This window comes from Pectobacterium cacticida, from assembly GCF_036885195.1.
Classification (GTDB): domain Bacteria; phylum Pseudomonadota; class Gammaproteobacteria; order Enterobacterales; family Enterobacteriaceae; genus Pectobacterium; species Pectobacterium cacticida.
The window spans coordinates 1,751,355-1,764,792 of sequence record NZ_CP133656.1 but is presented as its reverse complement, the minus strand read 5'-3'; the positions used below and the strand labels follow the sequence as shown (position 1 = coordinate 1,764,792).

Sequence of the window (13,438 nt, the reverse complement as noted above, 5' to 3'; positions counted from 1 at the left end):
GCATCATTTCCGTTATTGTGGGCGGCATCACTTCCCGGTATTGCACCGCAGAAGCAACCCTTTTACTGAAAACTGATCGGTAACCTCCCTTTACCGCGACGCTGTCACGCGAGTGATGCGTATTCAGTTTGACCGGATACAGAGACAAAATATGTTACCAACAGATGCACAGCGTATCGCCAGTCTGGTTACGCCCCAGGAATTACTCTCCAGACTCCCGATCACTTCCGCTATTGACGAAAATGTGACCGCGTCACGCCGGAGAATTGAAGCTATTCTCGCGGGCCGCGACCCCCGATTACTCGTCGTCATCGGCCCCTGTTCCATCCATGACCGCGACAGCGCACTAGAATACGCACGCCGTCTGGCCTTATTACGTACGCAGTATCAAGATCGATTGGAAATCGTCATGCGTACTTACTTTGAAAAACCGCGCACGGTAGTGGGTTGGAAGGGGTTGATTGCCGATCCCGCGTTGAATGGCACATTTCAGATCAATGAAGGGCTTGAGGTGGCGCGCCGCTTACTACTGGAAATCAACCGGCTCGGCTTGCCGACGGCGACCGAGTTTCTCGATAGGATTACCAGTCAGTATATTGTTGACTTAATAAGTTGGGGAGCCATTGGCGCCAGAACCACCGAAAGTCAAACGCATCGTGAAATGGCGTCGGCGCTGCCGTGTCCTGTCGGCTTTAAGAACGGCACGGACGGCAATACCCGCATCGCCGTAGATGCGATTCGCGCCGCACGCGCGCAGCATATGTTTCTCTCTCCAGATAAGCAGGGGGTAATGTCGGTTTATAAAACGCCGGGTAACCCGTTTGGCCACATCATTATGCGCGGCGGAAAAACACCAAACTATCACGCCAGCGATATCGCTGACGCCTGCGCCTGTCTGCGTGAATTCTCCTTACCGGAGCATCTGGTCATTGATGTCAGTCACGGCAATTGTCAGAAACAACATCGCCGTCAGCTTGAGGTTGCGGATAATATCGGTCAGCAGATTCGCGCGGGTTCGCGCGCGATTGTCGGCATTATGGCGGAAAGTTTCTTAATAGAAGGCAATCAGTCGGCGCTTACGCCACACACATTGACGTATGGTCAATCCATTACCGATCCTTGTCTCGGCTGGCAGGACAGTGCAACGCTGCTGGCGCGGCTGGCGGATGCTGTCGATAGCCGTTTTTAATTTGACTAGGCTGGCCCCCTTCGTCTTGCGACGGTGCCAGCCTTTTGCCTGATTTTCCTTTCGCCTGTGACTACTTTCTCTAACGCCTCGTTAATCCTACTTATTAAGAAAACTTCACTTGAGGTTGCCATTTTGTTACATGAAAATGATTCTCATTTATTGCTATAATCTCTACGACAACGAGTAAGGGAACCAACGAGATGCAGACCTCCATTTATCAACAATACCTCCAGGCTAAAGTTGAACATCCGCGTAAATATGCCCGCGATTTGGCGGCGCTACTCGGCATCAGTGAAGCCGAACTGACTCACGCGCGCGTTGGGCACGACGCACAGCGTTTGCAGGGTAATGCCAAAGTTTGGCTTAGCGCGTTGGAGCAAGTTGGTAACACTAAGTCAATTACTCGCAACGACTATGCGGTGCATGAGCATACCGGCCACTATCAAAACCAAACACTTGACGGCCATGCCGGTCTCATCCTCAACCCGCGCGGACTCGATTTACGTCTGTTCCTTTCTCAATGGGCCTCGGCTTTTGCGCTACGAGAAAATACCGCGCGCGGCGAACGTCAGAGCATCCAATTTTTCGACCATCAGGGTGATGCTATTCTCAAGGTCTATACTACCGAGACTACGGACATGGCCGCCTGGCAGCAGTTTATTGAGAAATTTGCCAGCAGCGAAAATCCAGCCTTGGTACGTCGGCCAGCGACTGATAACGCAGCTAATACGGCGATTGTCGCTCATAATCCGCAATTTGAAGCCGACTGGCGGGCAATGAAAGACGTTCATGATTTCTTTATCTTACTCAGACGCTATAACCTGACGCGTCAGCAGGCGTTTAATTCGGTCTCCGACGATCTGGCTTACCGGGTCGATAACGACGCGTTATCACAGATTCTGTTCGCCGCCCGGGAAGATCAAAATGAGATCATGGTGTTTGTCGGTAATCGTGGTTGTGTACAAATCTTCACCGGTACGCTTGAACGCGTAGAGCGCCTGGAACAACACGCGCAATGGATTAACATTTTTAATAAGGATTTTACTCTGCACCTGATCGAGAGCGCGATTGCGGAAAGCTGGGTGACACGCAAGCCCACCGCCGACGGTATCGTAACCAGTCTCGAACTGTATGCCGCAGACGGTACTCAAATTGCGCAGCTCTTTGGTCAACGCACCGAGGGTACGCCTGAGCAACAGCAGTGGCGTAAACAAATCGACGCGCTGAAACCCTACAAGGAAATCGCCGCATGAAAAACTGGTTATTCTCTGTGTTATTCATACTCCCATTCGGTGCATCCGCCGCGGAACGTCTCGTTTCCATCGGCGGCGATGTCACGGAAATCATCTATGCGTTAGGGGCAGAAAAGGATCTGGTGGCACGCGACAGCACCAGCCTGCACCCGGAAGCGGTAAAACAATTGCCAGATGTGGGCTACATGCGCCAACTAAATACCGAAGGCATTCTGGCAATGAAACCTTCGTTGGTTATCGCCAGCGATCTGTCTCAACCCTCGCTCGTGCTACAGCAGGTAGCAGAGAGCGGCACGAGGGTAATTCAGGTTCCGGCACGGCCTTCATTGGATGTCGTGCCGCAAAAAATCGACGCCGTTGCGCAGGCGCTGGGCAAAACGGCCGAAGGGAAGACGCTGGCCGACGCCTATCGCCAACAATTAGCCACGGTTAAGACCTCACCACTGCCGGTAAATGCCCTTTTCATCCTTAGCCACGGCGGAATGACGGCAATGGCAGCGGGCAAAAATACGCCTGCCGATACCATTATCCGCCACGTAGGGTTGAAAAATGCTATGCAGAATGTTGAGCGCTATCAACCGCTCTCTCAGGAAGGCGTGATTGCCAGCGCGCCGGATCTGATTCTGATCTCTCGTCAGGGGCTAAAAACGCTGGGAAGTGAGGCACAGGTGTGGAAATTACCCGGCCTGGCGCTAACGCCCGCGGGTAAGCACCAACGATTGCTGGTGGTCGATGACATGGCAATGCTGGGTTTTACTCTCGATACTCCAGCGCTGATGGCAACACTGCGCCAGACGGCTGAAGCAATAAAATGACAGCACGGTTTCACCCGCGATCGTGGTTGATTGCCTTACTGTTATTGCTGGTGGCACTGATGGTCGGCGCGGCGAATATGGGTGCGCTGACCCTCTCGCTTAAGATGTTATGGCAAGCGCCGTTCGACGATCCTATCTGGCATATTTGGCTGAATATTCGTGTTCCCCGCGTACTGCTGGCGATACTTGTTGGCGGTGCGTTAGCCTGCTCCGGGGCGATTATGCAGGGATTGTTTCGCAATCCGCTCGCCGACCCTGGTCTACTGGGTATCAGCGGCGGCGCGGCGCTCTGCGTCGCACTGACTATCGTACTGCCGATAAGCCTTCCCCCTTTGCTCGCGCTCTATAGCCCGATGTTCGCCGCTTTTGCGGGCAGCCTGGCGATTACAGCGATCATTTTCATCCTCAGCCGCTCCGAACAAGGGGGATTAACGCGGTTATTGCTGGCCGGCATCGCGCTTAATGCGCTGTGCGTCGCGCTGATCGGCGTATTGACCTATATCAGCACCGATCAACAGTTACGCCAATTTTCACTTTGGGGCATGGGTAGCCTCGGTCAGGCACAGTGGCCGATGTTGCTGGTTGCCAGCACGTTGGCAATCCCCGCCATGATCGCGACATTGTACTATGCGCGTCGTCTCAATTTATTGCAGTTAGGCGATGAAGAAGCGCACTACCTTGGCGTCAATGTGACACGCACCAAGCACACGCTGCTGCTGTTAAGCTCGCTACTGGTGGGCGTTGCGGTGGCGGTAAGCGGAGTGATTGGTTTCATCGGCCTTATCATTCCGCATTTGATGCGCATGCATCTGGGGGCCGATCATCGCTGGCTCCTCCCTGGCGCTATCCTCGGCGGCGCTTGTCTGCTGCTCTTCGCCGATACGCTGGCTCGCACGTTACTTTCGCCAGCAGAAATGCCCGTAGGGTTAGTCAGCAGCCTGATTGGCGGCCCCTATTTCTTTTGGCTGATCGTTCAGCATAAAGGACGCAGCAATGACTGATGTAACACGCAATCACACATTGGTCGCCCGACATCTCTGTTATCAAACCCACGGCCGCCGTCTGACCGATGATGTGTCTCTGACGCTTCACACTGGGGAAATCGTGGCGATGATTGGGCCTAACGGCGCGGGGAAATCGACGCTGCTACGTCTACTAACGGGGTATTTGACACCTGACGAGGGGGAATGTCTGTTAGCCGGAATCCCCCTAGCGCAGTGGCAGCCGGGCGCCTTGGCAAAAACGCGAGCGGTAATGCGTCAGCAGAGCGGCATGGCATTTGCGTTTAGCGTGCGGGACATCGTGGCAATGGGCCGCGCCCCTCATGGGCGTTACGCCAATAACGATCGCGTCGTGCAACAGGTGATGGCGCAAACCGGCTGCCTGGAACTGGCAAGACGCGACTATCGTCAGCTTTCCGGCGGAGAACAGCAACGCGTGCAGCTCGCTCGCGTGCTGGCGCAGTTGTGGCACCCCGAACCGACGCCGGGGTGGTTATTTCTTGATGAGCCGACCTCAGCACTGGATCTGTATCACCAACAGCACCTGTTGCGCCTGCTCAGGCAGCTTACGCGCGCGCAGCCGTTATCCGTGTGCTGTGTTCTGCACGATCTGAATCTGGCGGCGCTGTATGCCGACCGCATTCTGCTGCTGCACGAAGGGAAGCTGGTTGCACAAGGCACACCCGCGCAAGTATTACAGGCAGACACGCTAACCCACTGGTATCACGCCGATCTCAGTGTCGGTTCACATCCTGACTACCCCCTTCCGCAGGTGTATCTGCGACAATAGTCAAGCCACCTGCTCCGGTTTAGCTGGAGCAGGAAATTTCCAGATGTTTGCCCCACTCTGGCGGTAACGCCGCTAAATCGCCCTTCTCCGGCTGTTCGTCAAACGGCTGGCACAGCGCCTGATGCACACGTGCAAGCACGCTGATGTCGTCGTTTTCCGCCCGTTCAATCGCCATTTGCGCCAGATAATTACGCAGAATATATTTTGGATTCGTCGCATTCATTAGACGACGACGTTCGTCATCGCCCTGATCTTCCTGCATCAGCCTTTTGCGATAAGTCGCAAACCAGCTATCGAACGCGGACCTGTCAATGAACTCATCACGGAGCGGCGAGTGCGATGTCTGCTTTTCGCTATCTGCCAGCAGGCGAAACGTGCGGGTGTAATCACTGCCTTCCTGCTGCATCAGACGCAGCAGTCCGACCAGCACGTCATTATCCTCCGCGCTCGCGGTAAACAAGCCCAACTTGGCGCGCATCAATGTGCCATAGTGCTTCATTAGCGCCGGTTCATAACATGCCAGCGCACGCGTCAACGCATCTGAGTCCATCAGCCCCGATAGCGCCTGTGCCAGCCGATGCAGATTCCACAACCCGACTGCCGGCTGATTATCAAAGGCATAGCGCCCGCGATGATCGGAGTGGTTACAAATAAAACGGGGCTGATAGGCATCTAAAAAGCCATAAGGACCATAGTCGATAGTCAGCCCCAGGATCGACATGTTATCGGTGTTCATTACTCCGTGCGCAAAACCGACCGCCTGCCAATGCGTAATCAACCGGGCGGTGCGTTCGACCACATCACTAAACCACCATTCATAGCGGCGCTTATCGTGTTGCCATTGCGGCCAGTGGCGTGCAATCACATACTCTACCAGTTGACGTACCTTTTCTGGTTCACGGCGGTGGTAGAAATGCTCAAAATGGCCGAAGCGCACATGGCTTTCCGCCACCCGCATCAGCATCGCCCCCTTTTCTTCCTGCTCACGCTGCACCGGGTGCGTACTGGTAACGATCGTCAGCGCCCGTGTGGTGGGGATCCCCAGATGATGCATCGCTTCCGAGGCTAAAAATTCACGAACCACCGAGCGCAGCACGGCGCGGCCATCGCCCATTCGCGAATACGGCGTCAACCCCGCCCCTTTCAGGTGCCAGTCCACGCTACGGCCATCGGGTAACTGTTGCTCCCCCAGCAGAATACCGCGCCCGTCGCCCAGTTGACCGGCCCACATGCCAAACTGATGGCCGCTATACACCTGCGCCAACGGCTCCATTCCTGGTAACAAACGCGCGCCGCTCCAGACGTCATCCTGTTCTGGCGTAAACCCATCGGGAGATAAACCCAGTTCCGCAGCTAGCCCTTCACTATGATAAAGCAGGCGCGCTCCCTGCAATGGTGTCGGTGCCAGCGTGCTATAGAATTCCGGCAAGTGGCGAAAATAGTGGTTATTGAATAACGGTGTTTGCTGCATCAACGCTCCCTAATACTCCCTCGCAAGTCACACGTTCACTGCGTATTGACTGGGAAGATATGGGAAGTGTAGAGGTCGGGGCGCGAGATTAACACGGAGAAAATACAGGGGTATTATTTCCCTTAACGTTTCCTGATTGCCAATTCGCGCCGAAAATACGCGGGTTAACGTAGATTTTGCGTCAGCCAGTCTGTCAGTTCTTGCAATTCATTGTGCTGTTCGGGGAAAGCGGCAATCAGTGCCTGACACGTTGCCGCCATATCCTCTGGGCGGTAGGCCGTTCCTTGTAATGCACACGCCAGTGCTTCTAACGGTGCCGGATTCAGGCTATCGGTAAAGATCTGCGCACGAACAATTACGCCGCGTTCCACATCGAAATGCAATTCAATGCCGCCCCAGGTAAATCGGTTATCGAGTAAATGCGAGAAATCCGGCGCCTGACCGAAATTCCATTCCCAGCTGCGCTGGCGCGCAAACTGTTCAGCGAAACCCGGTAAATCCGGGTAGGAAGTGGGGGAAATTATTTCCGGATCGCAGCGTTCGCCAAAGTAGTCAAAGAAGGCCTGCGTCACCGCCTGACAAATCACCTGATGATCGATAGAAGGCAGCAGTTCCACCAGATTGGCGACGCGCGAACGGACGGACGAAATGCCTTTCGCCTGAAGCTTTTTCCTATCCGGGTTCAAATAATCCGCTAACCGACTGAGGTCAGCATTCAGCAGTAGCGTGCCATGATGGAAACCCCGATCCTTGGTTTCACGATAGGCGGAACCAGACACTTTGCGCACGCCGTCCGCGGTTTCCACCACCAGATCGTTACGCCCCGACGCGCTGGCCGTTAACCCCAATGATCTCAATGCATCCAATACAATTTGCGTTGAAACGCTTTTATCGTACTCCGGTTTCCCCGCCATAAAGGTAAAGCAGGTATTACCGAGATCGTGAAAGACGGCCCCTCCGCCGCTACTGCGGCGCGCTAACTTAATGCCATCCTCTTCCATCCGCCGAGTGTTACACTCTTTCCACGGGTTCTGCGCACGACCAATGACCACGGTTTCCGCATTACGCCATAAAAACAACACCCGCTGCGTGGTAGGCATCTGACGAAAGATGCACTCCTCAACCGCTAAATTAAACCAGGGATCGTAGGAATCGGACAGAAGTAAACGCAGAGAAGACATGAAAGCTCCATACGGTAGATTGATAGCGAAGCATTAGATGCGGCGAGCCTGCCAGTAAGCCCGTTTCCAGTACACGTTATCCAGTGACGAACGAATAACGCCCTGACTGGTGGAAGCATGGATAAACTGGTCGTCTTTGTCGTAGATGCCGACATGCAACCCGCTGCCGCCGCTGCCCGTTTTGAAAAAGACCAAATCACCCGGTAGCAAATTATCGCGATCGACGCGCTCACCTAACTCGGTTTGCGCTTCCGTGGTGCGCGGCAATTGTAGGCCAAACTTATCGCGAAACGTCAAATAAACGAAACCGGAGCAATCGACACCATTACGATCCAGCCCGCCATAGCGATAAGGCGTTTTGTACCATTGTCCCAATTGATCGTCTAATTGCACCATGACCATGATCGGGTCGCTCAGCCGCGCATTAGGCGGTGGGTTATTATACCGACTACTGCTACACCCAACCAAAATCAGGCTGGCGAGGATCAAACCGTGTCGTAACATCAAACCATATCGTAAACCTATCATGCGCGGTTACCTTAAATCAGCGGGGCATCGCCCAATGCGGCAGAGAATAGCGCTAACACCTGAATAAATTTAGCGTTTAATCAGGATGGCTGGCAAGTAAAGGCGATGATTCCGGTTATCTGCGCAGGCCATGTACTGCTGCCCGTTAGGCGCGACGCGTCATGAGCCAACGATGACCGTCGACATCCACACAGTGAAACGCCACACCAAATATGGGCGACAATACGTCTGGTAGCATGACATCCGCCGTGTTGCCCTGCGCTACCAGCGCCCCTTCAGACAGCAACCACACGCGATCCGCGTGTTGGGCGCTATGGTTCAGATCGTGCGCGCACATCACAACAGCTACGCCTTGACGACAGAGTTCACTAAGTAATAGATCAAGCGCCGCCTGCTGCGCCACATCCAGGCTGTTGAATGGTTCATCGAGCAACAGTAGGCGAGCATGCGGGTTGATGGTCGGCCAAATCTGCAACAGCGCCGCCGTCAACCGAACACGCTGCCACTCTCCGCCTGACAGCTGTGCAAGCGGACGCGCGAGTTTGTCGGTTAACTTCAGGTGTTCCGCCAGAAGATGTACGACCTCTTCAACCGCATTTTCTTCAGCCAGCGGCGGTTGATGTCGTTGCCAATACTGAAAAACCGGCATTAACGCCAGTGGGGAATGTTGCTGAGCAAGATAGGCGCGACGCACGGCCAAATCTGCTGCTGAATACTGTGACAGCGGCATGCCAGCCAGATAGACTTCGCCGCCACCAGCTTGCAGGCCCGCTATTCTAGCCAGCAAGGTGCTTTTCCCTGCGCCATTCGGGCCAATGATGTGCAGCAGTTCACCGCAATGCAGTTCTGCTGTCATCGGCAACAGGCGTGGCAGGACGCTCACCTGTTTTAGCTGTAATATAGAAGAGACCTTCGGCATCAATTATTCTGCCAATGCCCGCTCTATGGCTGTTACGATAATGTCATGGTCAGGCGACATATCCGGCGCAAAGCGTTCAATCACACGCCCTTTACGATCCACCAGAAACTTCTCAAAATTCCACAGAATGTCTTCAGGGTTCTTAGGCTTACGGCCTTTATTGACCAAGCGCGCGAAGAAGTCGCTCTTCCAGGTTCTGTTAGCTTCCGGCTGCTGACGAATCAACAACTGGTAGAGCGGATGGCGGTTTTCACCGTTAACGTTAATCTTGCTGAACATCGGGAACTCAACGCCAAATGTTCCACGACAAAATGCCTCGATTTCCGCTTCCGAGCCGGGTTCTTGCCCCGCAAATTCGTTAGAGGGGAACCCCAGCACGACCAGCCCTTTATCGCGATAGGTCGCGTAGAGTTTTTCCAATGCCTCGTATTGTTTCGTCAAGCCGCATTGCGAGGCGACGTTCACGACGAGAGCAACCTTTCCTTTGAACGCGGCAAATGTGATCGTTTTACCGTCAATCGTGGTCAGCGGAATAGCATAGATTTCAGTACTCATCATGGTGCTTCCTTCAGTAATAAAACAGATAAAACTCGCCGTATCGCTACCATCGGTGGCGTAATAACAGCCAGATAAACCACGGCGATCCCAGCGTAGCGGTAACCACGCCTATCGGCAACTCGGCTGAACTGAGCGCGATGCGCGCTACCGTGTCCGCCAGCAGCAGAATTCCCCCACCGGCGAATGCGCATCCGCTCAACAAATACCGCTGATCGGTTAGCCCACACAGCCGCAACATGTGCGGAATCACCAATCCGACAAACGCGATAATACCGGCTAGCGCCACGCTTAGCCCCACCTGAATCCCCATGACCAGCACAAGGATCGCGCGCCAACGGTAGACAGGAATGCCTAATTGTCGAGCTTGTATCTCACCCAGCGTTAACCCATTAAGCGCCGCCCCCTGGCGGCTTAACCACAGCACTAACGGCAACAGCGTTAACATTAACCAGAGGTGCCGCCAGTCAATCCCACTAAAACCGCCCATCATCCAATACATCAATTGACGCAAATCGAGACTGGTACTGAAATAAACCGCCCAGGTCATCACCGCGCTACAAATAATGCCGAGCGCGATGCCAACCAGGAGTAAACGGGTATTGGAAATATGACGACGGGCGAAATGGAGTAACAAAAAGGTGATCAGCAGCGCACCGGCAATCGCACTCAGGCTGAGCGTCCAAACTGGCCACACCCCTTGCCCTAGGAGAACGGTTAATACCAGCGCCACGCCAGCGCCGTTTGCCACCCCTAACAGCCCCGGTTCCGCCAGCGGATTGGCAAAAACAGCCTGCATGACCGCGCCCGACATCGCCAGACTGGCGCCCACCAACATCACCGCCAGCGTCCTGGGTAACCGCAGTTGCCAGACAAACAGTCGCTGAGTGTCATCCAGCCAGGCCGTCGGCCAAATCCAGTGTTCTCCGGCGCACAGGCTAATCACCAGCGTCAACACTAGAAACACCAATAACAGTATCACGCTACGGCGATCGCGCCTGCATTGCTGTAATTTTAGCTGACGATAATAGGGTAACGACGTAACGCGTTTAAGCCGAGTATTACCCGGTGGTAATGACTGCATGGTTCACCGTAACAAAGGTTCCCGCGCGATGAAACGCGCAATGGCAGGCACGCGCTGTAAGCGTTACGCCACACAGGGCGTCCCTGAATATTGTCACGTATGTTAGCTGATTTTTCTGGCCTTACCCCGTTTTTCCTCGTTATTACGACGCAATTAAAACGAAGAGAGCGGTTACTTGGTGCTGCATACCGCTATATAGTTAAGCTGTTTGCGATTGCGGCGAAAGGTATGAAACATATTGAAAAACATAGGGCGATTCTCCTTTTTCAGCGCATTTTTTACAATACGCGCCGCGCCGACGATGCCCTCATCGTAAATCAGCCCTCGTGGCGTCAGCAGCGTCATCGCACCGTTATCGTAGTTAACCTGGCTAAAACCACAGGCGCGAAACAGCGCAACCCACTTTTCTTGCGGCATCGGCTGCGCATGCACGTTAATCGCCTTATGCATCTGTTCCACCGCCTGCAATGCGCCGGAATCATGCTCGGAAAGTAGCATGATATCGTGTGTGATCAGACGCCCTCCCGGTTTTAGCACGCGATAATATTCGGCAATAATGCGGCTCTTGGCTTTGTCGGCATACATCGTCAACATGGCTTCATTAATCACTACATCAAAGTGATTATCGGGGAACGGCAACGCCAGCGCATTTGCCTGCATAATGGTGACTTGCGCTGCCAGACCATGCGCGGCGACATTTTCCTGCGCCTTCTGAAGTGCCGTGGTGTCCATATCCACACCAATGACCTGGCAGCCAAAGCGACGCGCGATTTCCATCGCTGTCGTACCCATATTGCAGGCAACTTCCAGCACCACGCTATCCTGGCGGAACCCAGCGTGATTGAGCAACCATTCGGTTGCCTTTCTGCCACCCGGCCGCAGCCGTTTTTTCCCCAATCGCGCCAGGAATTTGTGGCCTGCTTCACGATTGCTCATTCTGTCACTCCCTATTACGTTCTGGTGCAATCGCAATTTACCCTTGCGTTTTCAGCGTCTTTAACATCGTCAGCAGCATGCGTGATGTTTGTTGCGCATCAACGGCATGGGGAATATTGGCCGGCATCCGCACCAGCGCCCCCGGCCGCGCGATGACCGGTTCACCACCGATCGTCAGCACTAATTCGCCTTCGAGCACCATAACCAACGCATCATAAGGCGCGCTATGCTCGCTTAACCCCTGCCCTTGATCGAAGGCGAATAGCGTGACATTGCCGCCATCGGTACGCGCCAGTACGCGGCTGGCGATACCCTGTTCGGTCGGGGTAATCAGATCGTGGAGAAACAGCGCCTGAGCTGCCGGAACGGTATTTTCTTTCATGGCAATACTCCGTTATTTTCGTTTTTGCACCCGGTGATTTTGCTTGCCGAATCTATGCAAGTGATTATTATTTGCATTCACTAACCCGATGGTAATACTCGCCTCTGGGAGGACAAATGACATTTGTCAAAAAAGCGCTATCACCTGATGATGACGGCGAGGTGCTGTTTCAGCATGACTGGATGCGGAATGAACCCTGTCATGTCGTGAGTGCGTTACTCGCAAAAAGCGAGCGTTTGTTTTTTCGTCAAGACGACATCCTGTTCCGTGAAGGCGACAAGATGCAGCATTGTTTGCTGGTCGAAACCGGGAAATTGCAGGCTTTCCGCCATACCTATAGCGGAAGTGAAAAAATTTTCGGACAGTTTGGGTGCGGCGAGTTTGTCGCTATCGCCGCCGTGTTTATGGACCACGGGCGCTTCCCGATGACGATTCGCGCGCTTAGTGAGGGCCATACGCTGATGATTCCACGTCAGGATATTCATCAATTTTGTCTACAGCGCCCGGAACTGGCGCTGCGTTTACTTAACTATCTGGGGAAAAAACTCTACTCGACCATCAACCAAATCGACTGGCTGACATCCAGTTCCGCACCACAACGGCTGGCCGATTATCTGCTGCGCCAGTATCACATCCAGCAAACGCAGCAACTGACATTACCGATGAACCGAGGGCAACTCGCGACTTCACTCGGGATGCGCGGTGAAACCTTGAGCCGATTGATGTCCGATTGGAAACGGCAAGACCGAATTACCTATCGGGGGCATCAGATAACATTGTGCGATTTACACTATTTGATGGGGCTCGCCGCCGAAGCCAGGCGGACATTCTGACCGCACCGCCTTTAGCGCATTAAAATAGACTGAGCCATCGCGAGCGTGGCTTTTTGACAATTGTCATTCTCACATGATCGAATTATCCACTACGCTTAGCCTATATTGATGAGAATAACTCTCATCAGAGGATTATCTCGTCGGCACTGATGGGATATTGTGAGGTAACGCTATGTTGAACTTTATTCGCCGCATTTTGACACGCCAGAACAGGCCGCAGCCGTCTCATCCACAGAGGGTTTCTCCATCGGAGACCGCTGCACATCGGCACTGTAGCGAGAGTGAATACGCTTTCTTTAACCACACCGCTATGTTGCCATTCGATCAGATCGATGAATGCTGTTGCGGCAAACATCAATCAGAGAAAAGGCCATCCTCCGCGGCAATACCGTTTACTTAAGCGTGGATTTAAGGGCAACACAGCGATGAGGTCTTCGGTAGGGACGCCTCACCCCGTGGTCACCCCCGTCTTCTCGATTCTTAAACGATCGACACTAATCC

General features: G+C 53.8%; 14 protein-coding genes. 6 read left to right on the top strand and 8 right to left on the bottom strand.

The features are described 5' to 3' along the window. Window positions 1–151 precede the first annotated feature (151 nt). From RFN81_RS08320 to RFN81_RS08300, 5 genes are all read left to right on the top strand, one after another. Window positions 152–1,189 (top strand): 3-deoxy-7-phosphoheptulonate synthase, encoded by a 1,038-nt coding sequence (locus tag RFN81_RS08320; RefSeq protein WP_264498626.1) that lies wholly within the window; start codon window positions 152–154, stop codon window positions 1,187–1,189. Between the two features lie 200 nt (window positions 1,190–1,389). Next, window positions 1,390–2,442, top strand: a complete 1,053-nt coding sequence (locus tag RFN81_RS08315; RefSeq protein WP_264498625.1) for a hemin-degrading factor — start codon at window positions 1,390–1,392, stop codon at window positions 2,440–2,442. Further along, the gene (locus tag RFN81_RS08310; RefSeq protein WP_264498624.1) at window positions 2,439–3,257 is read left to right on the top strand and encodes a heme/hemin ABC transporter substrate-binding protein; all 819 of its coding nucleotides are present in this window, start codon (window positions 2,439–2,441) and stop codon (window positions 3,255–3,257) included. Before RFN81_RS08315 ends, RFN81_RS08310 begins: the two co-directional genes overlap by 4 nt. Beyond that, window positions 3,254–4,258 (top strand): FecCD family ABC transporter permease, encoded by a 1,005-nt coding sequence (locus RFN81_RS08305; protein ID WP_264498623.1) that lies wholly within the window; start codon window positions 3,254–3,256, stop codon window positions 4,256–4,258. Before RFN81_RS08310 ends, RFN81_RS08305 begins: the two co-directional genes overlap by 4 nt. Continuing rightward, window positions 4,251–5,048, top strand: coding sequence for a heme ABC transporter ATP-binding protein (locus RFN81_RS08300; RefSeq protein ID WP_264498622.1), 798 nt, complete (start codon window positions 4,251–4,253; stop codon window positions 5,046–5,048). Before RFN81_RS08305 ends, RFN81_RS08300 begins: the two co-directional genes overlap by 8 nt. A 19-nt stretch (window positions 5,049–5,067) precedes the next feature. On the opposite strand, the gene RFN81_RS08295 is transcribed toward RFN81_RS08300, so the two are convergent. The 8 genes from RFN81_RS08295 to RFN81_RS08260 all read right to left on the bottom strand — a co-directional run bounded on the left by RFN81_RS08295 (window position 5,068) and on the right by RFN81_RS08260 (window position 12,104). Then, the gene (locus RFN81_RS08295; RefSeq protein WP_264498621.1) at window positions 5,068–6,519 is read right to left on the bottom strand and encodes a protein adenylyltransferase SelO; all 1,452 of its coding nucleotides are present in this window, start codon (window positions 6,517–6,519) and stop codon (window positions 5,068–5,070) included. 164 nt (window positions 6,520–6,683) lie between these two features. Beyond that, window positions 6,684–7,700 carry a lipoate--protein ligase A gene (locus tag RFN81_RS08290; RefSeq protein WP_264498620.1) on the bottom strand — a complete coding sequence of 339 codons (1,017 nt, stop codon included), beginning with the start codon at window positions 7,698–7,700 and terminating at the stop codon, window positions 6,684–6,686. 33 nt (window positions 7,701–7,733) lie between these two features. Then, a complete protein-coding gene (locus tag RFN81_RS08285; RefSeq protein ID WP_264498619.1) occupies window positions 7,734–8,228 on the bottom strand; it encodes an NlpC/P60 family protein in 495 nt (164 codons plus the stop codon). A 145-nt stretch (window positions 8,229–8,373) separates the two neighbouring features. Continuing rightward, on the bottom strand, window positions 8,374–9,147 hold the full coding sequence (btuD, locus tag RFN81_RS08280; RefSeq protein WP_264498618.1) for a vitamin B12 ABC transporter ATP-binding protein BtuD: 774 nt from the start codon (window positions 9,145–9,147) through the stop codon (window positions 8,374–8,376). A gap of 3 nt (window positions 9,148–9,150) precedes the next feature. Further along, window positions 9,151–9,702 carry a glutathione peroxidase gene (locus RFN81_RS08275; RefSeq protein WP_264498915.1) on the bottom strand — a complete coding sequence of 184 codons (552 nt, stop codon included), beginning with the start codon at window positions 9,700–9,702 and terminating at the stop codon, window positions 9,151–9,153. 46 nt (window positions 9,703–9,748) lie between these two features. Beyond that, the gene (gene btuC / locus RFN81_RS08270) at window positions 9,749–10,786 is read right to left on the bottom strand and encodes a vitamin B12 ABC transporter permease BtuC (RefSeq protein WP_264498617.1); all 1,038 of its coding nucleotides are present in this window, start codon (window positions 10,784–10,786) and stop codon (window positions 9,749–9,751) included. 171 nt (window positions 10,787–10,957) lie between these two features. Further along, window positions 10,958–11,722, bottom strand: coding sequence for a class I SAM-dependent methyltransferase (locus tag RFN81_RS08265; RefSeq protein WP_264498616.1), 765 nt, complete (start codon window positions 11,720–11,722; stop codon window positions 10,958–10,960). Window positions 11,723–11,759: 37 nt separating this feature from the next. Next, window positions 11,760–12,104 (bottom strand): cupin domain-containing protein, encoded by a 345-nt coding sequence (locus tag RFN81_RS08260; RefSeq protein ID WP_264498615.1) that lies wholly within the window; start codon window positions 12,102–12,104, stop codon window positions 11,760–11,762. A 116-nt stretch (window positions 12,105–12,220) separates the two neighbouring features. Between RFN81_RS08260 and RFN81_RS08255 the strand changes: the two genes are divergently transcribed. Further along, window positions 12,221–12,937: a Crp/Fnr family transcriptional regulator gene (locus tag RFN81_RS08255; protein ID WP_264498614.1), complete on the top strand. Its 717-nt coding sequence runs from the start codon at window positions 12,221–12,223 to the stop codon at window positions 12,935–12,937. Window positions 12,938–13,438: the final 501 nt, after the last annotated feature.